This is a genomic window from Bacillus sp. FSL K6-2944 (assembly GCF_038005385.1).
Taxonomy (GTDB): domain Bacteria; phylum Bacillota; class Bacilli; order Bacillales; family Bacillaceae_G; genus Bacillus_A; species Bacillus_A cereus.
This window is the reverse complement of the sequence record NZ_JBBOTE010000002.1, coordinates 974,439-997,104: the sequence shown is the minus strand read 5'-3', so window position 1 is coordinate 997,104 and position 22,666 is coordinate 974,439. Positions and strand designations below refer to the sequence as shown.

The window sequence follows — 22,666 nt, the reverse complement described above, 5'->3', positions numbered from 1 at the left end:
CTGAAGAATATTTCATGTGGTGTAACTATTTTGACAACATCCTTCACTTTACATTAGTTTTCTAAAGGATTCAAGTGAATTGTATAGATTTCATACACAATTCACATTTTAAAACGTTTTCATTCATTTTAATAAGCTCAACAAAAAACGTAGCCAAAAAGCTACGTTTTTCTTTCATCGTTTCGGTGTATTTTTATGATTCTTCAAAAACGGAAGCGGGAACTGCTTACGGAAATGCTCTTTAATCATGTACTCTACACCGTTTTCACTATTTGAACGTGTAATCCAATCGGCTGCTTGCTTTAATTCTACAGGCGAGTTCCCCATCGCTACCCCAAGTCCCACGTTTTCAATAACCTCTAAATCTTCCATACTATCTCCAATCGCAACCATTTCATTTAGCGAAATATTTAAATGCTCTCCAAGCAATTGTAACCCGCGTAACTTTGATACATTTTGCGGTAAAATTTCTATTCGTTTTGAATCACATTCAACATACTCTACATCTTGGAACGCTTTTCTTAATGTATTTAGCCCGCGTTCTTTTTCACCTTTAGTTTGGAAAAGAACATCAATTTTTGGCGCCGCTACCGGATGGTCACGAAGCGCGTCACCTAACGAATCTACAAATTGAACTGGATAAAATAACGGATCTGCGCTTGATAATACAGTGCGCGCAATTAAGTTTGGTGTATTTCTCTCACGATTTCCTATCGAAAACCGTTCATGAGAAATACGTACGTTACAATCAAAGTGCTCTAACACTTGCACAATGTTAAAAGTCTTCTCTTCAGACAATCTTCTTTGAACGTACGGCTTATCTAACGTTGCTGAAACGAAAGCACCACCATGTGTCACTAATATAGAATCTAATTTTAACGCCTTTGCTACTTTATGAGCGGATTGAAAATTACGACTCGTAAATAACGTAACGTATACATCTTTTCTTTTCACAAATTCAATTGTTTCTCTTAATCCTTTTGCAATTTTTCCATTGTTGTATAGTAGTGTCCCATCTATATTAAGAGCTAGTAAGCGATAAATCATGTCGCACTCCCCCTCTTCGCTGTTGTACTCTATCCATAATTTATGAAATAAATGTAGCAAATAGAACGAGTTAGAATTACTACTGAAAATTTGGTTTACTATATACATATACACTTAGCAAAGGAGATAGTACAATGCAGGCACCTCCTTCTTTTTATGAAGGCGATACGTTAGAAGTCGCAAAAAAATTACTCGGGCAAAAACTTGTTCATATTGTAGACGGAATAAAGCGAAGCGGAATCATTGTAGAAGTAGAAGCATATAAAGGCCCGGATGATAAGGCCGCACATAGTTACGGAGGCAGACGGACAGATCGCACAGAAGTTATGTTTGGTGCACCAGGGCATGCTTACGTATATTTAATTTACGGTATGTATCATTGCTTTAACGTTATTACAGCGCCAGTGGGCACCCCACAAGGTGTTCTCATTCGAGCTCTTGAGCCGGTAGATGGAATAGAAGAAATAAAACTAGCGCGCTACAATAAGACCGAAATTACAAAAGCGCAGTACAAAAATTTAACGAACGGTCCTGGCAAACTATGCCGTGCACTTGGCATCACTTTAAAAGAACGCGGTGTATCGTTACAAAGTGATACGTTACATATTGAATTAGTTCCAAAAGAAGAACACATATCATCACAATATAAAATAACAGCAGGACCTCGTATTAATATCGACTATGCAGAAGAAGCTGTACACTATCCGTGGCGTTTTTATTATGAGGGACATCCGTTTGTTTCAAAAAAATAAGCGATATCAACAATTTTTCAAATATATCTATCGTAACTTACAATATATCAACGGTTCGACAAGAAATATCGATTTATCGACAAATAATAACATTACGAATAAAAGAAGACTGTTCCAAAATGGAACAGTCTTTCCCTCTTACTCTGCACCTTCCGCAGTTGCAATATTATCCTCTAAATTTTCTCTTGATAATTCAGCCGCCATAAAATCAGCTGTTTCTGGAAGTGCTAAATGCATATGAGCTTTTTGACAAATTTGGATGGTACAGTTTTCTATAACATAGTCGAAAACATGTCCGCCCCCGCTTCTTTCATCATCAATGTAATGTAAGTGGAATCCAGCTACCCCAATACCTTGCGCATAATCTGGTGTCCAAAATCCAGCAAGCGTACCTTCTGTATTTTCAAATGAAAAGATTGGTTGTGATTTCGTCACTTCAACGAGCGGTGTATACGGTTTTTCTTGTCTTGGAACAGTTCTCGTCCTTACTTCACGGAACGTACCGTCCATTCGAATACCGTAAAACAAGTTTTTACTTGGCATTAATTCATATAATAACGCTTCAACTTCTTCACGATTCATCGGACGCTCTACCGTATAACTCATTTCTTTTTCAAAAAACGTTACAGTCGCAAATGGCGTTGTTTCTTCTGGCTCTACTTTTTCCGCTGAACCGTCTGAACGTAAATGATAAAATTCATTATCAAATGCAATCATTTCACCATCTAATTGATCAAATGTGCCGATGCCGAAATCACCATGTTTTTTCAAATCTTCAAAGCTAATCACACCATCATATATACCATCTAATAGCGCAAGCATTGTAGATGTTTGATATACTTCATTACTCGTTTTCGTTCTTTTTGCATCAATATCAATTAATTGCGCAACAGTCATCTCAAATCTGCCTCCATTAGTTTAATTGGTTTGGTAATAATTTTTCGCTTAATTTAATGTTGTCACGATAGTCAATTGGAATATCAATAATGACAGGACCATCTGCTGCTAGCGCGGATTTTAACACACCTTCTAATTCATCAGGCGTGTTAACACGAAGACCTAACGCCCCGAAACTTTCCGCATATTTCACAAGATCAACATCGCCAAACTCTGTAGCTGATGTTCTGCCGTATTTCATCATTTGTTGGAATGCAACCATATCATATGTGCCGTCTCTCCAAACAAGATGGACGATTGGAGAATTTAAACGTACCGCCGTTTCTAACTCCATCGCTGAGAATAAGAAACCACCGTCACCTGATACGGAAACTACTTTTTTACCTGGTTCTACTAAAGTAGCTGCGATTGCCCAAGGAAGTGCAACACCTAACGTTTGCATGCCGTTACTAAATAATAATCTACGTGGTTCATAAGAACGGAAACATCTCGCCATCCAAATAGAATGGGAACCGATGTCACATGTAACAGTTGTATCGTCACTAATTAAAGAACGAAGTGTACGAATCACTTGAAGTGGATGCGTAACACCTTCTGCAGGACGATTTGGAACTTCTGCTTGTTCTGATAATTTTGCGCGTAATCGTTCTAATACCGCTTCTGATTTCGTACTTAATACAAGTTTCGGTAATTTCTCCGCGATGCTATTTACCGTTAAAGCAATATCACCAATTAATTCACGCTCTGGCTGGTAATCATGGTCGATATCTGCTTGATGGTCGTCAAGATGAATAATCGTTCTGTCGCCAAGTTTATTCCAGAACTTTGGATCATACTCGATTGGATCATAACCGATAGAAATAACAAGGTCTGCTTCTTCTAGTAAAATATCACCTGGTTGGTTACGGAATAATCCAACGCGGCCAAAGAAATGATCTTCTAACTCACGTGAAATCGCACCAGCTGCTTGATATGTTTCAACGACAGGAAGTTCTGTATCCGCAATTAATTTACGAACAGCTTTCGTCACTTCATTTGTGCTCGCTCTCATACCGAGTAAAATAACTGGTAATTTCGCTGATTTGATTTTTTCTACTACATATGTAATATCATTTGTGGGAGCGATTCCAAGCTGTGGCTTAGAAAGCGCACCGATAGACTCTACAGTTGTTTCCGCAGTCATAACGTCTTGCGGAAGACTTACTAAAGTAGCTCCCGGATTTGTGGAAGTCGCACTTCGAAATGCATTACTAAGTGCTTCTGGCACATTATCAGGATGCTCTACTTCTACGCTATATTTTGTGATTGGTTCGAATAGTGCAGCATTATCCATAGATTGATGCGTACGTTTTAATCGATCCGTACGCGGTACTGCACCAGCTAAAGCAACAACGGGATCACTCTCCGCATTCGCAGTAACAAGACCTGTCGCTAAATTTGATGTCCCTGGTCCTGAAGTTACAAGACATACGCCCGGTTTCCCTGTTAATCTACCAATAGCAGCTGCCATAAATGCTGCATTTTGTTCATGACGACAAACGATTAACTCTGGTCCTCTTTCTTGCAATACATCAAATACAGAGTCAATCTTTGCTCCTGGAATACCGAAAACATGTGTAACACCTTGTTTAATTAAACAATCAACAACAAGATCTGCTCCTTTTGTTTTTGTCTTCACGTCGTTTACTTTTACACCTGTACTCAAACTAATCATTCCTTTGTTTCATAATTTGTGTAATAAAGATTTTAACTTCACCTAGTTAATTAATGTGGTGAAGTATCATTTATCATTATATTACAAATGCATTATTTTCCCAACAATATGAATTCGATATTATTTTGACAAGATTTAAAGAATGCGCTTACAACCTTTTGTTTATCTTAAAATAACATTTTTATATCTCTTCTAAAAATGTACAAAAATACTTCCACCTATTCACATTATTAACAAATTTATAGTACCTTGCAAAGAATAATAGCAAGTGATATATTTGTAAATAATGGAATAACCATTATTTGGAATGTTATTTACGATTAGTATATCGCCTTTCAAAAAGTAAATATAGATTGTGTGTGCTGTTTAGAAAAAAGATAGGATTCTCAGCTGTAATTTATCATTTTATAAAGGAAAGTGATTGTTATGAACAAAAGTGAATTTTTAGAGCAACTTAGTTCTTCCCTACGGAATATGCCTAATTTAGAAAAGGAGGATATTATCTCGGAGTACGAAACTCATTTTATTAGTGGTAAACAAGATGGAATATCTGAAGAGAAAATTTCTAAAAAACTAGGAAACCCTAAAACTATCGCTAAAGAACTTAACGTTTCATATGCAATAAGCAACGCTGACAATAGGCGCAGCCTAAAAAACATTATGACAGCACTGTTTTCTGTTATGAGCTTAAGTCTTTTAAACTTTATATTTATCATTATCGCCTTTTTCGTATTACTCTTTCTATTACCGCTTCTTCTAGCACTTATCATTGCTACACCATTATTAATTATTTCACCTATCTTATTAATAGGATTAGGATTCTTTAAAGGGTTTCATCAAATCAGTTATTCCGATGTTTATAATGTATTTATAGCTTTTTGCGTCGGTTTACTCATATCCGTCATATCTTATCAAATGGTAAAACATCTATATGCACTTTTAGTAAAGTATTTGAAATGGAATATTGCTATTTTACAAAGACACTAATGAATGTAAAAGGAGATTAAAATGAAGAAATATACGTAACTACTCAGCCACCTTTCGGTGTCTTTTTTAAATTTTACTAGTTTCATATGCCTCCCATTTGTAAATACTGAGTATATCAAACAGGGGAGGTGAATCTTATGGTCGATCGAAAAATTATTTTAGATACATATAAAAAAGGACCTGAAGCTGTTATTTCTTTATTTGAAGAAACATTTTCTAAGTTAGAAAAACGTATACAAGAACTAGAAAATGCTTCAAAAAAAAACTCCAAAAATAGTCATAAGCCACCTTCTACAGATGGTTTGGGTAAGCCCGTTACAAAAAGTTTGCGCAAACCGTCTCATCGTCAAACGGGTGGCCAGTTGGGCCACAAGGGACATACTCTTGGTTTGACAGCGACTCCAGATCATACGATTACACATTCTCCTACATATTGTACTTGTTGTCATACTTCCTTGAACCACGAGCCTGTAAAAGGGTATCGCATTCGCCAAGTGTATGACTTACCACCTATTCAGATCGAAGTGACAGAACATAAAGTAGAACAGAAAGAATGCCCACATTGCCATTCTATCCAAGAAGCCCAATTTCCTTCGACAGTATCTCGTCCTGTTCAATATGGTCCAAATATAAAAAGACTGATTCCCTATTTAACGCATTATCAATGCATTTCTTTGAAGCGAACAAAAGAATTCTTTCAGGATTGTTTTGGACATTCTATAAGCGAAGGAACCCTGGTAAATCATACACAGGCTTTCGCTTCTCAATTGCAGCCATTCATAAAAGAAGTAAAGGAAAAGATTCTGCAGTCTCCTGTTGTCCATTTTGATGAAACTGGTATGCGTGTAGAAAACAAAACACAATGGTTACATACTGCCAGTACACCGGAGGTGACATTGCAACATATTCATCAAAAACGTGGAAAAGAAGCAATGGATGCTGGAGAAATCTTGCCATCTTTTTCTGGAATTGCGATGCATGATGGTTGGAAATCGTATGATGCGTATACAGATTGTCGTCACGTTTTATGTAATGCCCATCTCTTACGAGATTTACAAGGAATTATAGATAGTACTGGAGAACAATGGGCACAACAGATGCAGAAATTTCTAACGCAAGCGTTGACGATGAAAAAGCAATCCGAAGGTACCATGCCAAAAGCGACGCAAAAGAATCTGTTTATTATGTATCAATCCATATTGAAAGAACAACAGATTCTTTCCACGAAACAAAAGAAGAAAGGAAAGCAGACGCCTTCTCAAAATTTATGGAATCGCTTCGTCAAGTATTCTGACAGAATTCTAGCGTTTTTAGAACATCCAGCCATTCCATTTGATAACAATCAAGCAGAACGGGATATTCGGATGACGAAAGTAAAACAGAAAGTGTCTGGGACTTTCCGAAGTAAGAAAGGCGCAGAATCTTTTTGTCAGATACGAAGCTTTATGAGTACCATGAAAAAACAAAAACAATCGGTCTTACAAGCGATAAACCAAGTCATAGAAACTAGAACGGTTCCTTGGAATAACACGACTTCATAAGAGAATTTCTCTATTTGGCATAGATTCTTTCTCTGATTGGAGTATTTTCTTTTCATGTTTTCGAATCGGAAACATGTATTTGGCCTGTTTTTTTATTTGAAGAAGCTGAGTAGTTACAAATATACTTTATATTCACTCATGCTACTTACTCTTTTATTTCTATCAGCTTGTTCAAACAGTGTACAACCTAAGGAAGAAAACGATGTACAATCTATTAAAGATGTTGCTATTAAAGTTCCAGAAAATATATTTAGTTCCTCAAAGAAAAACGAAACTATTAGTGAAGACGAAATGAAACAAAATATAAAAAATTATATAGATTATAGTTGGGAGTTATCTGAAAATATTATCCCTCTCGCTTCAACAAATTCTGATAAGAATTTCACGGAATCTGACCGAGAAAAATTACAAAAACTAATTGATTTAGCGAAACAAAACGATATGAATTTCCATGAGTTTATTAGTAATAATAATTTACCTACTGATTATAAAAAACCTTCAAAAGAAATCTATGCATTTATGTCATCATCTACGGATATTTTCGTAGAGCTAGATCAAGAATTAGACAAACTCACCCAAGATGGTAACTTATTCAAAGCCAATTTTTCTTTTACAAAACGCCTTGAGAAAATAAATGGGAGGAAACAAAAAGAGATTGAAACGTTTTTGAACGAAAAAAATATTAAAACTTCAATTAACAGCAATAAAAAAAATTAACAGATATGTTACATATCCCTTTCAAAATAACCAATAAGAAATGGCTATTTTGAAAGGGAGTTTTTGTGGTATAACTATTAAATTCCCTAAACAAAAAAGACACTCCTAAACTAGGAGCGTCTTCCACTATTACGCTTGTTGTTGCGCGCTATATAATTCTTCAAGTGGCTTCATGATAATTTTGTTAACGTCACCGATTACAACGTTTAGACGTTGCTCAGTTTCCATTAATTTTGTAATTTTAGCATCTTGTTGAATGCGAGCTACAACTTCTTGTGCTTGTTGGTTATCTTCTTCAGTGATTTCTTGGCCTTGCATCATTTTTTGTTGTAGGCTAAGTTGCATTGTACGGAACTCATCGAATAAGTTCTTTGAAGCTGTGTCAGCTTGAACTGCTGCGTAGCTCTCTTTTAAAGTTTTGAAGTCTTCGTTTTCAGCGATTGCTTTTTGTAATTCATATGCAACATCATGAATGTTCTTTGTCATTTTATTTTTCCTCCTTTAGAAGGCTAGCGCTTTTCACTCGCACTGCCTTTTACGTGCATTTACATACGCACCTCTTCTTACCATATCAAACTATGCAAGAGATGTGAAGAAATTTCACTTTTATTTCTATGTACTCACCTTATTATCTAAGAAACAATAGTAACAATCCTTGTACGAGCCCGATCATTCCGCCTAATAACGCTCCTAAATACGTAATCATTTTCAATTCATTTTTCGTAATAGACAGAACTAAGTCTTCTAATCTTTCTGTTGAGAATGTAGACACTTCTTGCTGGACAATTTCCGCAAAGTGTAGATTATTTAGTATACTCTCTACATTTTCTGTTCCCCACTTTAAGCCTTTCGCTACTGCACTTGGAACCACTTTTTCAATAATTGTTTCTCGAACTGGTTCACATACTTGCTGAACAGATTGATTTAAAAACTTACTCACTGTTTCCTCTACTTTAACTGCTGACAGCACGGAGCTTACAATCATTTCTTTCTCTACAAATGCTTCTAATTCTTTTACATCTCTTCCTTTTAACTTTTCCCACTCTTTGTGCAGTACGTCAGTTAAAAGCTGCTTTGTACCATCTTGACCTAAAAACTTAATAACTTCTGGCTGCACACGATCCACTACACTTACATTTCCTAAAAACATTCCGACTAAGTTAAGTAGCGTTCCGCGAGAAGCAAAGAAATCATCAATCATTTTTGAAAGACGTGCTTTCCCTTCTTCACTTTCAAAAAAGCTAATTCCTCGCTCTAAAATAAACGCCGAGACATTCGGAATCGCATTCTCTATCTTTTCATGTACAGAATGAGGTAAAGCCTGTTCCCATGTATATGTATAATACTCTGCTAAAAATGCATGAATTTTTTCTGTAATCACATGTTCGATTTTTCGAGTCGCTTCTTCTTCTACATGCGCTACATTCCATTTTTCTAACATATGTCGCAGTGATTGTTCATTCGTAATTACTTTATCCACTTCCACTTGCGCCCAGTGAATTAAACCTTTTTGAAACTCTTCATTTGTTAGCTTTTTTCCAATTCCTTCTGGTGTTAACAAATGTTCTACAACCATTTTTCCTAATTGAACAGCAAGTTCATCACGACGCTTCGGAATTAACCCTGGTGTAAATGGAACTTGAAACTTTCCGATATAAATAGGACGATGAGGACGAAATAACATTTTTATCGCTAAATGATTCGTGTATCCCCCAATAATTGCTCCGAGTCCTGTCGTCGTTAACATATTTAACCATATATTCATTACAATCAACCTTTCACTTCTCCAAAACTATAGCATATCATCATACGGACAAAAGTATAATGGTATAAAAACGTATTTGCAATATATAGCTTCGCCTATTATGCAAATAGTAGTAAAGGAGTGATTTCGTTGGTTCTCGGCCTTTTAACTTCTAAACTTCATTATGAGCAAACGTATTACACCGAAATCGCTAAACGCGCTCGGCTTTATCATAATGTCGTTGCCCAGTTTACGCCATTTTGTATTGATTCTAAAACAGACCTTGTTTCTGGTCTTATTTACGATACAGATACAGGAAAATGGAAAGAGCAAACATTCCCTATTCCTTCTTATATATATGATCGTTATTCTTTTCACGAGGAAACAGACTTTGAAAAAGCAAAATCAATTATTCACTCTTTGCACAACCGTCCTTCCACTACCTTTTTAAATAACACACTTATTAACTTAAGTGAACTACATGATTTATTTCTTACTAATAAAAAACTGTCTCCTTATATACCCAAATTTGAAGTGGCAACGATACAAAACATTTTCAAACTGTTGTTAAAAACTAAAGATATTATTATACGCCCCACTAATATACATTCTAAAGACAACTTATATCGAGTCGCTTACAAAAATAAAACGTTTCATATCGATACAGTAAATGAAAAATACCATACTTCTCTTCCAATCAAGCGGACAGATGAATTTATATCTTGGTGTAAATCTAACATACGTTCATCACGCTACATAGTGCATACCATGCTACAACCACCAAATCAATTAACATACCCACTCCACATTCGAACCATTTTGCAAAAAAACAAAGAACAAACTTGGAATATTATCGGTCAATTTATACAAAAAAGTTCATTTCCTAATCAACTTTTACCCTCAGCAACAGACGATGATTCATTGCATTCATTTTCAAAAATTAAATACGTACTATCTAGTACAGGTGTGCAACTATTGCAAGACGCTTTACACGACATTATAAATGAAGTATTCCAAACACTAGATCAGTCTTATTCTTCATTATTCGAACTAGAACTTTCCACAATTATGGATCAAAAAGGCGCAATTTGGCTTATGTATGTCAACACGATTCCTCCTTACGAACAATACATTCGTCATAGTGATTCATTAGCCGAAAAGATATTTCACGGACCACTTAAATTCAGTCGCTTTACACCATAATGAAAGGAGGTAAACCTATTTTGAAAGAACATATATATACATTAAACATTTCAGATGAACATCCAAATAGCATTACTTTACCTTACGTTTTTTCTATTACACCACCTATTACATCCCTATCCTTCGGTATACGTCACATTGCAAGTAAAGAGGTGAAAATTCATTATTCCTTTACTCGCGAAATTATTATCGGAAAGCATATTGCCGAAAAACTTTTACTGCCTCAATCCACTACTATTCATGCATTTACACAAAACCAAACAATTATTTTCGGACCATTGATTGGCATTTTTACAACTGGCTTTAACGATGATTCTTCTACCCCTTTAGGAAATCGTTCAATTGCTCTCAGTGAGTTGTTAACACCACCATTCTCATTACGACCGTTCGTATTCGTCTTTGGCGTTCAACATATAAACTGGGAAGAAGAAACGATTGAAGGATATTTCTTTCAAGAGAAACAATGGGTAAAGAAAAAAGTCCCTTTACCAAATGTCATTTACGATCGATTACCGAATCGACAAGCGGAAAATTATAAACCAATCGTCAGAGCAAAAAGAAAGTTAGAACATGACTACTGCATTCCATGGTTTAACCCAGGTTTTTTCAATAAATGGGAAGTTCATCAACTTCTTACGAAAGACGAATCAATTAAACCCTTATTACCAAATACAGAAGCATTTCAGCATTTTGAACAAGTAGAACGGTTTCTTGGCACATATAAATCCGTGTACATGAAACCAATACACGGGAGCTTTGGTAGAAATATTCATCAAATATTTTATTCTCAAACAGAGAATTGCTACTACTGTCGTTATCGCGAAAATGAAGAAAATAAACTGAGAAAGTATCAATCATTAGAAACGCTTCTAAACCACCTATTAAAAGGACATGATTTAAAAAAGTTTATCGTACAGCAAGGTATTTCGTTACTTCGCTTCGATGGGCAACCTGTTGATTTCCGCATTCATACAAATAAAAACCATTTCGGTAATTGGATAGTTAGTGCAATCGTCGCCAAAATCGCCGGCAAAGGCAGTTTAACAACGCACGTAAATAGTGGCGGTGATACAAAATTATTACAAGAGCTTTTTCCAGATTCAACGAAACAAGTTCAAATTGAAAATAAATTAAAACATACTGCCTTACAAATAAGTTACGCGCTCGATGAACAAGTAACTGGAAATATTGGAGAAATCGGTTTTGATATCGGTTTAGACACAAAGGAAAATCCGTGGCTCTTTGAAGCCAACTCTAAACCTGGGCGAACTGTATTCCAAGATAAAAAATTAAAAGAGCAAAGTGAACTGACGCGCCAATTATTTTACGAATATGCCGTCTACTTAACTGAACATTCTTTACGTGATACAAAAGAAAAAATGTCTCAAATAAAATCAGGGGCTTCATCAAACACCGAACATATCCCTTCTCCTATGATTCACTCACAAATACAAAAACAAAAACTTCCACCTAGATAATAAGGTGGAAGTTTTCTATTTACACAAGTTTTACTACAACCTCAGTTTCCACGTTACATACTCTGCAATAAAAAATATGATTGCAATATTCATTTGAATTATTATGCGTTAAACCATCTACTGCACTTAATAATTCTTGATCCATATAGGCACTATAATCGTCTATGTAATCTACAGACTTCCCATAATCTTGGAGTATACTTTGGCAATTTTGACAAGAATATGTTTGTGATTCTAATGCGTTGCAAAGCGGGCAAATTCCCATCATGATTCCTCCATACGTTATCGTTTATAAGCCTCTCTTTTTTAGAGTGAAGAGAGCAACCTATCCAGACATAGGAGCGCCCCTCCATCCCTACTTAAAAATAGAACTATGAAGTTGCTACCGATTTCATTTTTATTTCAATAAATCATAAATAAGAAGCTAATAATTAGCCTACAAGTAGCAAGCTACAATGAAAAAATTATATTTAATATCACCCTTAGTTTGGCCTGTTTTCTTAAAAATACAACGATTACTCTTATTTCATAATTTACGAAATCAATACGTTTTTTTTGACAAAATTTACAAATTATTATTTTGTATATCTTTCTAGGTAACATCCATACTATGAGTACAAACTTAATTACCGATGGATTAGCGCCAACCGGGGCGATAATCTGGTTCAACTCCAGCTAGTCCAACCAAAAAAACTTTTATAACTCTAAGGAGGATATATTCCTATGGCAAACCAAAATTCTTCAAATCAATTAGTAGTACCAGGTGCAACAGCTGCAATCGATCAAATGAAGTACGAAATCGCTCAAGAATTTGGTGTACAATTAGGAGCAGATTCTACGGCTCGCGCTAACGGTTCAGTTGGTGGAGAAATCACAAAACGTCTAGTTGCAATGGCTGAGCAAAGCCTTGGCGGATTCCACAAATAAATATATATGGCAAAAAGGTCTCAAGGCATATGCCTTGAGACCTTCCTTAATTTATTGCAACATTTGTAAAAACTTCTTCGTGCGTTCTTCTTTTGGATTTGTAAATACTTCTTCTGGTGTACCTTGTTCGACAACGACACCACCATCCATGAAAATAACACGGTTCGCAATTTGATGTGCAAAACGCATTTCGTGCGTTACAATAACCATCGTCATGCCTTCTTTAGCAAGTTCTTTCATTACTTTCAGAACTTCTTGAACGAGTTCAGGATCAAGCGCTGACGTCGGCTCATCAAATAGTAACACTTCCGGCTCCATCGCAAGCGCGCGCGCAATTCCAACGCGCTGTTGTTGTCCGCCTGATAATTGGAACGGATATAAATCCACTTTATCTGCTAAACCAACTTTTTCAAGGAAATAGTTTGCTTTTTTCTTCGCTTCTTCTTTCCCCATCTTTTTCACTGTAACGAGCCCTTCCATTACATTTTGAAGTGCTGTTAAATGCGGGAATAAATTATGGTGCTGGAATACCATACCTGTTTGCGTACGAAGATTAACAATATCTTTCTTCGTTACTTTTTGAGAGAAGTTAAGCTCTTTATTACCGATACGAATATTACCAGCGTTTGGCGTTTCTAATACATTGAGACAACGTAAGAATGTCGTTTTACCAGATCCAGACGGCCCAATAATAACAACAACCTCGCCCTTCTCAACTGTTAAATCTATATGCTTTAGTACGGTATTATCTCCGAAACTTTTTTGTAAGTGCTGAATTGAAATCATAAAAACAAAAACTCCTTTTGTAAAAGGATTATTTTAATGTATAGCGTTCTGAACGCTTTTCTAACATCTGTTGTACGATTGATAATAAGAAACAAATAACCCAGTAAATAAGACCTGCTTCAAAATAAACAATTAAAAACTCGTAGTTCATCGCCGCAATTTCCTGCGCTTTTCGGAACATTTCTGTTACTAAAATTAACGATGCTAATGAAGTATCCTTCACTAAGCTAATAAATGTATTTGAAAGCGGCGGGATTGATACGCGCGTTGCTTGTGGTAAAATAACACGTTTTAATGCTTGTGGATATGTCATCCCAATTGTATAAGCTGCTTCCCACTGCCCTTTCGGAATGGAAAGGATAGAAGCACGAATAATTTCAGATGCATATGCACCGACATTTAATGAAAATCCAACAACTGCTGCTGTATATGGCTCAACTTCAATATTAAGAGTTGGAAGTCCATAGAAAATAATAAATAATTGTACAAGAAGTGGCGTTCCGCGAATGATAGATACATAGATACGAGCAATCCATTGTAAAATACGACTACCAGAAATACGTGCGAGCGCTGTTAACGTTGCCAGTATAATCCCGATAATAAATGTAATAAGCGTTAATGGAATTGTTGTAAAAACAGCTTCCTTCAGCATAGGCATGAAGGAAGTCTGCATAATATCTATCCAAGTAGACAATCGATCTGAAACCAATGCACTACTTAGATACATTTTCACCGAACCATTTTTTCGTTATTTTGTCATACGTACCGTCTTTTTTCATATCTTCTAACGCTTTATCTACTTCTTGTACAAGCTTATCGCTACCTTTACGGAATAAGAATCCACTTTCTGAAGCTTCTTTTTCAGTATCTACAATTTTAATTTTCGCATCTTTTTTCGTTTCTAAATAATTTAATACTGATAACTTATCATTAATTGTAAAATCAACGCGTCCTGAAGCTAATAATTCTGCTGCTTGGCTAAATCCTTCTACACCAATAATTTCCGCACCATTTTTCTTAGCGATATCTGCATAGTTACTCGTTAAAGATTGTGCTCCTTTTAATCCTTTTACATCAGCAAATGTAGCAGGCTTATCTTTATCTTTTGCAATAACTAATGCCGCTGAAGATGAAACGTATGGCTTAGAGAAATCGTATTTCTTTTGACGATCTTCACGAATACCAACTTCGTTTGCAACCATATCGAAACGTTTTGCATCTAAACCAGCAAGTAAGCTATCCCACTGTGTTTCTTTAAATACAGGCTTTACACCTAAACGTTTTGCAACTTCTTCTGCTAATTCAACATCGAATCCAGTTAATTTATTGCTTGAATCGTGGAACGTAAATGGTGGATATGTACCTTCTGTACCAATTACAAGTTCACCGCTTTGTTTAATCTTTTGTAACGCATCTTGACTAGCTGTATCTTTTTTCTCTTCTTTACCGCAGCCGGCTACAATCCCGATCGCTAATGTAGTTACTGCAAGCACTGAAAATAATTTCTTCATGATTGTAATCCTCCAAGTATTCTGATAGGAATTTAAAAACTATATTGATTGTATGCAATCTTGAACAATTTTTCAATGAAAATGTTCTTATTTAGTTTATCCTTTTTCTTCATAATCAAACAAAAGGGAAAAATAACGCTACATACAAAAAATAAGTAACATTTTTTAATATAGCATTTATAAAGAAAAAGGTAAAACAATACTTCTTATTTAACTGTCGTAATTCGCTAAAGAGTCGACATGTTCATCAATAAAAAAGAACTTGTGAAAATCACAAGTTCTCCTCCATACCTATTAAGCACTCTGATTGCCTTCCATTTGCGTTTTATACATATCATAATAACGCCCACGCTTTTTCATTAGTTCATCATGAGACCCTTTTTCCAAAATCGTCCCTCTATCGAGCACAATAATTTGATCCGCACTTTTAATCGTTGAAAGACGGTGAGCAATAATAAACGTCGTTCTTCCTTTTTTCACAACTTCCAGCGCTTGTTGAATCATCGCCTCTGTTTCTGTATCAATACTAGATGTTGCTTCATCTAAAATTAAGATAGCTGGATCAAAAGCAAGCGCCCTAGCAAACGAAATAAGCTGACGTTCTCCAGTGGAAAGCGTACTTCCCTTTTCTGTAATTTCTTCATTTATATTGTTTGCAAATCTTTCAGCACCAACATCATGCAATGCTTTTATGATACGCTCTTTTGAAATTTTTTCGTTTTCTAAGCTTACATTGGAAGCGACCGTTCCGCTAAAAAGAAACGGGTCTTGCAGTACGATTCCCATATGTTCACGGGTTGCTTGTTTCGGCATCTCTTTTACATCGTGACCATCAATCGTAAGCTTTCCTTTTTCAAACTCATAAAATTGAAAGAGTACATTCATGATAGAACTTTTTCCTGATCCAGTATGACCGACAAGTGCCACTGTCTCGCCTTGTTTCGCTTCAAAAGAAATATTTTTTAACACTTCATCTTTTCCATTATAAGAAAATGATACATTATCAAATTTTACATTTCCTTTTAAACGAGGCATACGTTCTTCTTCTACCGGTTCCCCTTTTTCCTCTAACAATTCAAAGACACGTTCTGATGCAACGCGCGCTTGCTCTAAGTTTGCAAGCTGGTTCACCATATTCGTAATTGGCGAGAATAATCGTGTTAAATAATCGACGAACGCATACAGTACCCCAAGTGAAATAATACCTGTAGCACTTAATGACGCACCGCCGAAATACCAAATTACTCCTGTGAAAGCGATATTTCTTAATACGGCTACTAAGTTATGCGAAGTTGCTGCATTTAAATTTAAAATTTTATTTTGATACTTAAAATAATCGCCATTTAATTCTTCAAATTCTTTTTTCGTTTCACGCTCTTGACGGAACGCTTGAATAATTGGCATCCCTTGAATGGATTCATTCACTGTTCCGTTAATATCAGATAAGCGAGAGCGCATTTTATGATTGTATACAGACGCATATTTTCTATAAAGAATCGCCCAAACAATTAAAATTGGGATAATTAATAAACATAATGAAGCGAGCTTCACATCTAATAAAAATAACGCAGCGAATATCCCAATAATATAGATGATACTAGAAACGAATGTTGCCAGCACCGTTACATATAAATCACGAATGGCCTCTGTATCATTCGTCACACGCGAAACAATTTTCCCCGCCGGTAAATGATCAAAGTACCGAATTGGCAACGTTTGAATATGAGAAAAAACATCTTCCCTCATAATTTGAATAATTTTGTTCGCTGCCTTCTGCAAGAAGAACTGCTTTCCGTATGCAAATAATGACACGACTACTAATAAAGCGAAATAGCCACCACCAAGTAATAATAGACGGTTTATTTCTGGTTTATAAAATGCAAACACTTCTTCTTTCGTTAATGCTTTCGCTTTATACACTTGCACCGCCTTACCATTTTGAACGGTAATCATATCCCTTTTTACAGTCCGTGACCCTTCCGCATTTACTTTATTCGGTACAAAATAATATTGAAAACCGACTTGCATTACGCGTACTTCTTTTCCTTTTTTCTCGCCTTGTTCAAAGCGATCACTTCGCTTATAAAAAGCCCCATTATACGAAACAGCATCTTCACTCTGTTCTGTTTCATACCAAGGTTTCTCTATCCCGACGATATGATCGTCAATCATCGTTTTAGCGACGAAAGGACCAGCAAGCTCTGCGATGACGAAAATAAATAACATTAACATCGCAGCAAAAATCGTCCCCTTCACTTTCATCGCGTATTGAAACAACCGTTTTGAAACGCTCATATTTTCACCCCACTATCCGCACTTTCACTTTCACCTTGTTGTCTTTCAAACTGCTCAGCATACCAGCCTCCCTTTTGGATAAGCTGATCATGCGTACCTTCTTCTATAACTGCACCTTCATCCATAACGAGAATCCAATCCGCATGTTGCACTGCAGATAAACGATGCGTCGTAATAATCGTCGTCTTTCCGCTTCTTTCCGTTCTTATATTTTCAATGATCGCTGCTTCCGTACGAGCATCTACAGCTGATAAAGAATCATCCAAAATTAAAATTTCTGGATTTTGAATAACAGCTCGTGCAATCGAGATCCTTTGTTTTTGCCCTCCTGATAAAGAAACACCTTTCTCTCCAACGAGCGTTTCTAACCCTTCTGGTAAAAACTCTAAATCCTTTTTAAACGCAGCAATTTCAATTGCTTTCTCTAATTCTTCTTCAGTCGCTTCCCTATTTCCGAATAAAATATTTTCTCGCGCTGTTTTTGAGAACAAAATATGCTCCTGCGGTACATAACCAATCCAGCCGAGTACATTTTCATTCGTCATTTTATCTAATGTCACATCAGAAACTGCAATATCTCCATCTCCAAGCGGATATTGGCGAAGAAGCTGACGTACAAGCGTCGTTTTCCCGCTTCCTGTTTTTCCGACAACCCCTAGCGTTTCTCCTTGCTTTAATGTGAAAGAAACCTTTTTTAAATTTTCTTCAGTTGATGAAGGATATGAGAAAGACACATCATCAAACTGAATATAATCCGGCTCTTGCACAAGCTTTGGATGTTTCGGATTCTTTACATCTGGCTCATACGCTAACGTTTCATTCACACGGTCAAGCGAAGCATTTCCTCTTTGCATAACATTAATTAATTCACCAATTGCAAACATCGGCCAAATCATCATCCCTAAATACACGTTAAAAGAAACGAGTTCACCAAGGGTCACCTTTGACTGGAACACAAGGTATGCACCGTACACTAAGCCGATTAAATAACTAAGACCGACAAGCATTTTCACAGTTGGTTGGAATAATGCATCAATCTTTGCTACCTTCATATTTTTTTCGTAGACGTCATCTCCTAGATGATGAAATCTTTCCTCGTCTGCATTCTCTTGTACGTATGCACGAATAACGCGAACACCAGCGATTGATTCAAGCACTTTATCGTTCATATCACCAAACGCATCTTGCGCAACTGTAAATCTTTCATGCAATTTCTTTCCATATATATTCATCGCATACGCCATAATTGGAAGCGGAATAAGCGCTGCAAATGTAAGCTCCCAACTAATTGTAAACCCCATCATAAAGACAATCGTAAGCATATATAAACTAGAATCCACAAGCGTTAATATACCAAAACCAGCTGTCATAGCGATTGCTTTCAAATCATTTGTCGCTCTCGCCATTAAATCACCGGTACGATTTTTTTGATAAAAAGTCGGCGTCATCTTAAGTAAATGCCCCATAAATTTAGAGCGCATCGTTTTCTCAAGTACGAATGCACCGCCAAACAATTGATGTTGCCATACGAAAGTGAGGCCATATCCAACGATCGTAACCCCTATTAAAATAAGAATAGACTGTATAATAGCTTCGTTCGATAACGTTCCTGTTTTTATGTTATCTATCGTAACCCCTAACACTTTCGGGGGAATCACTTCAACTATATTCACAATTAAAAGAGCTCCAATGGCAATACTATATCTCTTCCAGTGCTCCCTAAAAAACCACTTTAGCTTTAGTAATACTGATAACAATGTAACCTCTCCCTTCTCGTTCTCGTTTACCTCTCATTTCTTTATCCACTATCCAGACCTATCACATTTACATTTCGTAACCCATACAATCTCATCACATTTTTCCACCTTCCAAAGTTTTTTATCGGAACTAAACAAGGGAAAATAAACAAAAAAAAGCATACCGCCGCTTGACGATATGCACAGGAATGCATAAAAAGCGTACGTTACGATATACGCAACGTACGCTTTTTATAAGACAAAGATGCCCTATATATCCGTACGGGTTGCGTAATGATATGAATGTTTTCTGCCATTTAACAGAGCTAAGCCCATTACATTTACGATTACAATCATTACGCACACCCCTTTCATTTATTTTCCATTTATAATCTTACAACTTTATTGAGTATTCTGTCAATTATTTTTTTACACTTTAAATAAAAATATATGATACACCATTTTGAAATAAGGGAATGTTCTGTAAGAAAGGGCATACAAAATAAAAAAAGAATAAGAAATCGTTTTCACAAACATTTCATTTGAAAAATGTTATCAAACCCCCTACAATCACCTTATACTCACTCTTACAAGTTGCTATTTTAGGAGGACTAATCATGACAACTAGCAATACGTACAAATTTTATTTAGACGGAGAATGGAGAGAAAGCTCTTCAGGAGAAACAATCGAAATTCCATCTCCATACTTACACGAAGTAATTGGACAAGTACAAGCAATTACTCGCGGAGAAGTAGATGAAGCAATTGCATCTGCAAAAGAAGCTCAAAAATCATGGGCTGAAGCTTCCCTACAAGATCGCGCAAAATACTTATATAAATGGGCTGATGAGCTCGTAAATATGCAGGATGAAATTGCCGATATCATTATGAAAGAAGTCGGTAAAGGCTATAAAGATGCGAAGAAAGAAGTTGTTCGTACAGCTGACTTCATTCGTTACACGATCGAAGAAGCTTTACATATGCACGGAGAAAGCATGATGGGCGATAGCTTCCCTGGCGGAACGAAATCGAAACTTGCGATCATCCAACGCGCACCACTTGGTGTTGTATTAGCAATCGCACCATTTAACTACCCAGTAAACTTATCTGCTGCAAAACTTGCACCAGCATTAATTATGGGTAACGCTGTTATTTTCAAACCAGCAACTCAAGGTGCAATTAGTGGTATTAAAATGGTTGAAGCACTTCACAAAGCTGGCCTTCCAAAAGGTCTTGTAAACGTAGCTACAGGACGCGGTTCTGTAATTGGTGACTACTTAGTAGAACACGAAGGCATCAATATGGTATCGTTCACAGGTGGTACAAACACAGGTAAACATTTAGCGAAAAAAGCTTCAATGATTCCACTTGTATTAGAACTTGGTGGTAAAGATCCTGGTATCGTTCGTGAAGATGCTGACTTACAAGATGCTGCAAACCATATCGTAAGCGGTGCATTCTCTTACTCTGGTCAACGTTGTACAGCTATTAAACGTGTACTTGTACACGAAAACGTAGCCGACGAGCTTGTTAGCTTATTAAAAGCGCAAGTAGCTGAACTATCAGTTGGATCTCCAGAACAAGACAGCACAATCGTTCCATTAATCGACGACAAATCTGCTGACTTCGTTCAAGGCTTAGTTGACGATGCTGTTGAAAAAGGTGCTACAATCGTTATCGGTAACAAACGTGAGCGTAACTTAATTTACCCAACATTAATCGACCACGTAACAGAAGAAATGAAAGTTGCTTGGGAAGAGCCATTTGGCCCAATCCTTCCAATCATCCGTGTTTCTTCAGACGAGCAAGCAATTGAAATTGCTAACAAATCAGAGTTTGGCTTACAAGCAAGTGTCTTCACAAAAGACATTAACAAAGCATTTGCAATTGCTAACAAAATCGAAACTGGTTCTGTTCAAATTAACGGACGTACAGAGCGCGGCCCTGATCACTTCCCATTCATCGGTGTAAAAGGTTCAGGTATGGGCGCACAAGGTATTCGTAAGAGCCTTGAGTCTATGACACGTGAAAAAGTAACTGTATTAAACTTAGTTTAATCTTATAAAAAGAAGCTGATCTATTTTTAGATAAGCTTCTTTTCTATATAAATACTTCCGAAAAACGAAGTATTTCATTCTACTTCCGATTTGGTTTTCCAAATCGAACTAAAACATGCCATAATAATTTTAATTCCTGAAGCACTTCTTCATAAGTGCCACGATCACTCCAAGATAATGGATTGCGTTTCAAATCCACTACAGCAGAGCCAATTATATTTGCATCGATACAATGATTCCTTGCAATGCGTCTTGCTAAAGATGGCATTTTTGAACCTCTAAAATCCATCGGAACTTCGTCTACCATAAGTACAAAACCGATGTGCCAATACAAATCAATAGCATACTTCAGGCAAATCTCTTCTAAAACTCTTCCTACATCCGTATCCTTAAATGAAGGATCTGCAACAAGCACCTCTACGTCTTCTTTAAGAGAAATCTCTCCATGAATCTGCGCTTCAATATAATGATTAAGATTACGGGCTGGCTCTTTGCTTACTAAATCTATAAACGGCCTTTTCAGGTTAGCCAGTAAATGATTAATAAATATTGTTGGAGTCAAATTTCCTTCACCAATTGCAAAATCTCTTACGAATGTCTCTTCTAAAAGAGCAGCTAAAATCATATCAAACTCCTCATAAGTCCCCTTTTCTTTCGGATCTTGATGCGAATCTAAATATGTATATGTAGAACGCGAAGAAACTTTTGGAGATAAAAGAAAATAACATGAACCAAAACGCGGAGCGGGCCCATCTGGATGTAACATTAAATTTAGCGCTCCGTATTTGGGCCGTTGCTCATTCGTTACGCCTTCTAATTGATATGCCCCTCCAAATATTCTCTTTTCCCAAAGGTCACGTTCACCACCAGGATAAGCAGATACGCTTCCATTAGATAGTAATGTTTCAAATTGACTTTTATATACTCCTTGCTCAAACAATGCTTCAGCAACACTTTTCATACTCGAATCAAGTCTGTCTGGATGAAAGTGTAAAGCAATCCTTGCATGAGATTTTAAATTAGCGACAGCTTCTTCAAATATTTCATCTGTAATATTAGACATTTTAAGTATATGATTAATCGTTGCTTTAGCCCCACGTTTTTCGTTCTCTGCATATTTTGAAATATACTCTAAAGCAAATAATTGAGATCTTGATAATTCCATAATCAAACCTCTCCTTTAATTAAAATGACCTTAATCATTTCAATTAAAAGCTTATTCTTTCCTTCTTATGAAACGAACCTGATTTATTTAAAAAAGTAATTTACTAAAT

General features: G+C 36.3%; 20 protein-coding genes. 8 read left to right on the top strand and 12 right to left on the bottom strand.

Going from position 1 to position 22,666, the window contains the following annotated elements; genetic code table 11:
• Positions 1 to 174: 174 nt before the first annotated feature.
• Entirely contained in the window at positions 175 to 1,047 is an 873-nt protein-coding gene (locus MHH55_RS26205) for a Cof-type HAD-IIB family hydrolase (RefSeq protein ID WP_000640431.1), read from the bottom strand.
• 134 nt (positions 1,048 to 1,181) lie between these two features.
• On the opposite strand from MHH55_RS26205, the gene MHH55_RS26200 reads away from it, so the two are divergent.
• Positions 1,182 to 1,799 (top strand): DNA-3-methyladenine glycosylase, encoded by a 618-nt coding sequence (locus tag MHH55_RS26200; protein ID WP_001148797.1) that lies wholly within the window; start codon positions 1,182 to 1,184, stop codon positions 1,797 to 1,799.
• A gap of 138 nt (positions 1,800 to 1,937) precedes the next feature.
• On the opposite strand, the gene alsD is transcribed toward MHH55_RS26200, so the two are convergent.
• Positions 1,938 to 2,696 (bottom strand): alpha-acetolactate decarboxylase, encoded by a 759-nt coding sequence (gene alsD, locus MHH55_RS26195; protein ID WP_074554187.1) that lies wholly within the window; start codon positions 2,694 to 2,696, stop codon positions 1,938 to 1,940.
• A 16-nt stretch (positions 2,697 to 2,712) separates the two neighbouring features.
• Complete coding sequence (alsS, locus tag MHH55_RS26190; protein WP_074554189.1) at positions 2,713 to 4,401, bottom strand: acetolactate synthase AlsS; 1,689 nt, start codon at positions 4,399 to 4,401, stop codon at positions 2,713 to 2,715.
• 435 nt (positions 4,402 to 4,836) lie between these two features.
• Between alsS and MHH55_RS26185 the strand changes: the two genes are divergently transcribed.
• The 3 genes from MHH55_RS26185 (at position 4,837) to MHH55_RS26175 (ending at position 7,655) form a co-directional block, all read left to right on the top strand.
• On the top strand, positions 4,837 to 5,397 hold the full coding sequence (locus tag MHH55_RS26185; protein WP_074554191.1) for an HAAS signaling domain-containing protein: 561 nt from the start codon (positions 4,837 to 4,839) through the stop codon (positions 5,395 to 5,397).
• A 137-nt stretch (positions 5,398 to 5,534) separates the two neighbouring features.
• A complete protein-coding gene (gene tnpC, locus MHH55_RS26180) occupies positions 5,535 to 6,938 on the top strand; it encodes an IS66 family transposase (RefSeq protein ID WP_100910632.1) in 1,404 nt (467 codons plus the stop codon).
• A 138-nt stretch (positions 6,939 to 7,076) separates the two neighbouring features.
• On the top strand, positions 7,077 to 7,655 hold the full coding sequence (locus MHH55_RS26175) for an NDxxF motif lipoprotein (protein WP_078188198.1): 579 nt from the start codon (positions 7,077 to 7,079) through the stop codon (positions 7,653 to 7,655).
• Positions 7,656 to 7,784: 129 nt separating this feature from the next.
• Here MHH55_RS26175 and MHH55_RS26170 read toward each other — a convergent pair whose 3' ends face one another.
• Positions 7,785 to 8,141 carry a YlbF/YmcA family competence regulator gene (locus tag MHH55_RS26170; RefSeq protein WP_000164614.1) on the bottom strand — a complete coding sequence of 119 codons (357 nt, stop codon included), beginning with the start codon at positions 8,139 to 8,141 and terminating at the stop codon, positions 7,785 to 7,787.
• A 142-nt stretch (positions 8,142 to 8,283) separates the two neighbouring features.
• On the bottom strand, positions 8,284 to 9,420 hold the full coding sequence (locus MHH55_RS26165) for a DUF445 family protein (protein WP_139362474.1): 1,137 nt from the start codon (positions 9,418 to 9,420) through the stop codon (positions 8,284 to 8,286).
• Positions 9,421 to 9,549: 129 nt separating this feature from the next.
• Between MHH55_RS26165 and MHH55_RS26160 the strand changes: the two genes are divergently transcribed.
• Positions 9,550 to 10,602: a YheC/YheD family endospore coat-associated protein gene (locus MHH55_RS26160; RefSeq protein WP_000242827.1), complete on the top strand. Its 1,053-nt coding sequence runs from the start codon at positions 9,550 to 9,552 to the stop codon at positions 10,600 to 10,602.
• A gap of 20 nt (positions 10,603 to 10,622) precedes the next feature.
• A complete protein-coding gene (locus MHH55_RS26155) occupies positions 10,623 to 12,080 on the top strand; it encodes a YheC/YheD family endospore coat-associated protein (protein WP_078187045.1) in 1,458 nt (485 codons plus the stop codon).
• A 19-nt stretch (positions 12,081 to 12,099) separates the two neighbouring features.
• Here MHH55_RS26155 and MHH55_RS26150 read toward each other — a convergent pair whose 3' ends face one another.
• Positions 12,100 to 12,345, bottom strand: a complete 246-nt coding sequence (locus MHH55_RS26150) for a hypothetical protein (RefSeq protein ID WP_000510476.1) — start codon at positions 12,343 to 12,345, stop codon at positions 12,100 to 12,102.
• 458 nt (positions 12,346 to 12,803) lie between these two features.
• Between MHH55_RS26150 and sasP the strand changes: the two genes are divergently transcribed.
• Positions 12,804 to 13,007, top strand: coding sequence for a small acid-soluble spore protein, SasP family (sasP, locus tag MHH55_RS26145; RefSeq protein ID WP_000013338.1), 204 nt, complete (start codon positions 12,804 to 12,806; stop codon positions 13,005 to 13,007).
• Between the two features lie 51 nt (positions 13,008 to 13,058).
• Here the strand turns inward: sasP and MHH55_RS26140 are convergent, their stop codons facing one another.
• The 5 genes from MHH55_RS26140 to MHH55_RS26120 form a co-directional block, all read right to left on the bottom strand.
• Positions 13,059 to 13,793 carry an amino acid ABC transporter ATP-binding protein gene (locus MHH55_RS26140; protein ID WP_000623610.1) on the bottom strand — a complete coding sequence of 245 codons (735 nt, stop codon included), beginning with the start codon at positions 13,791 to 13,793 and terminating at the stop codon, positions 13,059 to 13,061.
• Between the two features lie 28 nt (positions 13,794 to 13,821).
• Positions 13,822 to 14,520 (bottom strand): amino acid ABC transporter permease, encoded by a 699-nt coding sequence (locus MHH55_RS26135; RefSeq protein ID WP_000281499.1) that lies wholly within the window; start codon positions 14,518 to 14,520, stop codon positions 13,822 to 13,824.
• Positions 14,507 to 15,304, bottom strand: a complete 798-nt coding sequence (locus MHH55_RS26130) for an amino acid ABC transporter substrate-binding protein (RefSeq protein WP_000732843.1) — start codon at positions 15,302 to 15,304, stop codon at positions 14,507 to 14,509. Before MHH55_RS26130 ends, MHH55_RS26135 begins: the two co-directional genes overlap by 14 nt.
• A 294-nt stretch (positions 15,305 to 15,598) precedes the next feature.
• Positions 15,599 to 17,599, bottom strand: coding sequence for an ABC transporter ATP-binding protein (locus MHH55_RS26125; RefSeq protein WP_074554200.1), 2,001 nt, complete (start codon positions 17,597 to 17,599; stop codon positions 15,599 to 15,601).
• On the bottom strand, positions 17,596 to 19,356 hold the full coding sequence (locus tag MHH55_RS26120) for an ABC transporter ATP-binding protein (RefSeq protein ID WP_000953783.1): 1,761 nt from the start codon (positions 19,354 to 19,356) through the stop codon (positions 17,596 to 17,598). The genes MHH55_RS26125 and MHH55_RS26120 overlap by 4 nt, the downstream gene beginning before the upstream one ends.
• A gap of 596 nt (positions 19,357 to 19,952) precedes the next feature.
• On the opposite strand from MHH55_RS26120, the gene gapN reads away from it, so the two are divergent.
• Complete coding sequence (gene gapN / locus MHH55_RS26115) at positions 19,953 to 21,392, top strand: NADP-dependent glyceraldehyde-3-phosphate dehydrogenase (protein ID WP_000213615.1); 1,440 nt, start codon at positions 19,953 to 19,955, stop codon at positions 21,390 to 21,392.
• A gap of 79 nt (positions 21,393 to 21,471) precedes the next feature.
• Here gapN and MHH55_RS26110 read toward each other — a convergent pair whose 3' ends face one another.
• Entirely contained in the window at positions 21,472 to 22,557 is a 1,086-nt protein-coding gene (locus MHH55_RS26110; protein WP_074554202.1) for a DUF3626 domain-containing protein, read from the bottom strand.
• Positions 22,558 to 22,666: the final 109 nt, after the last annotated feature.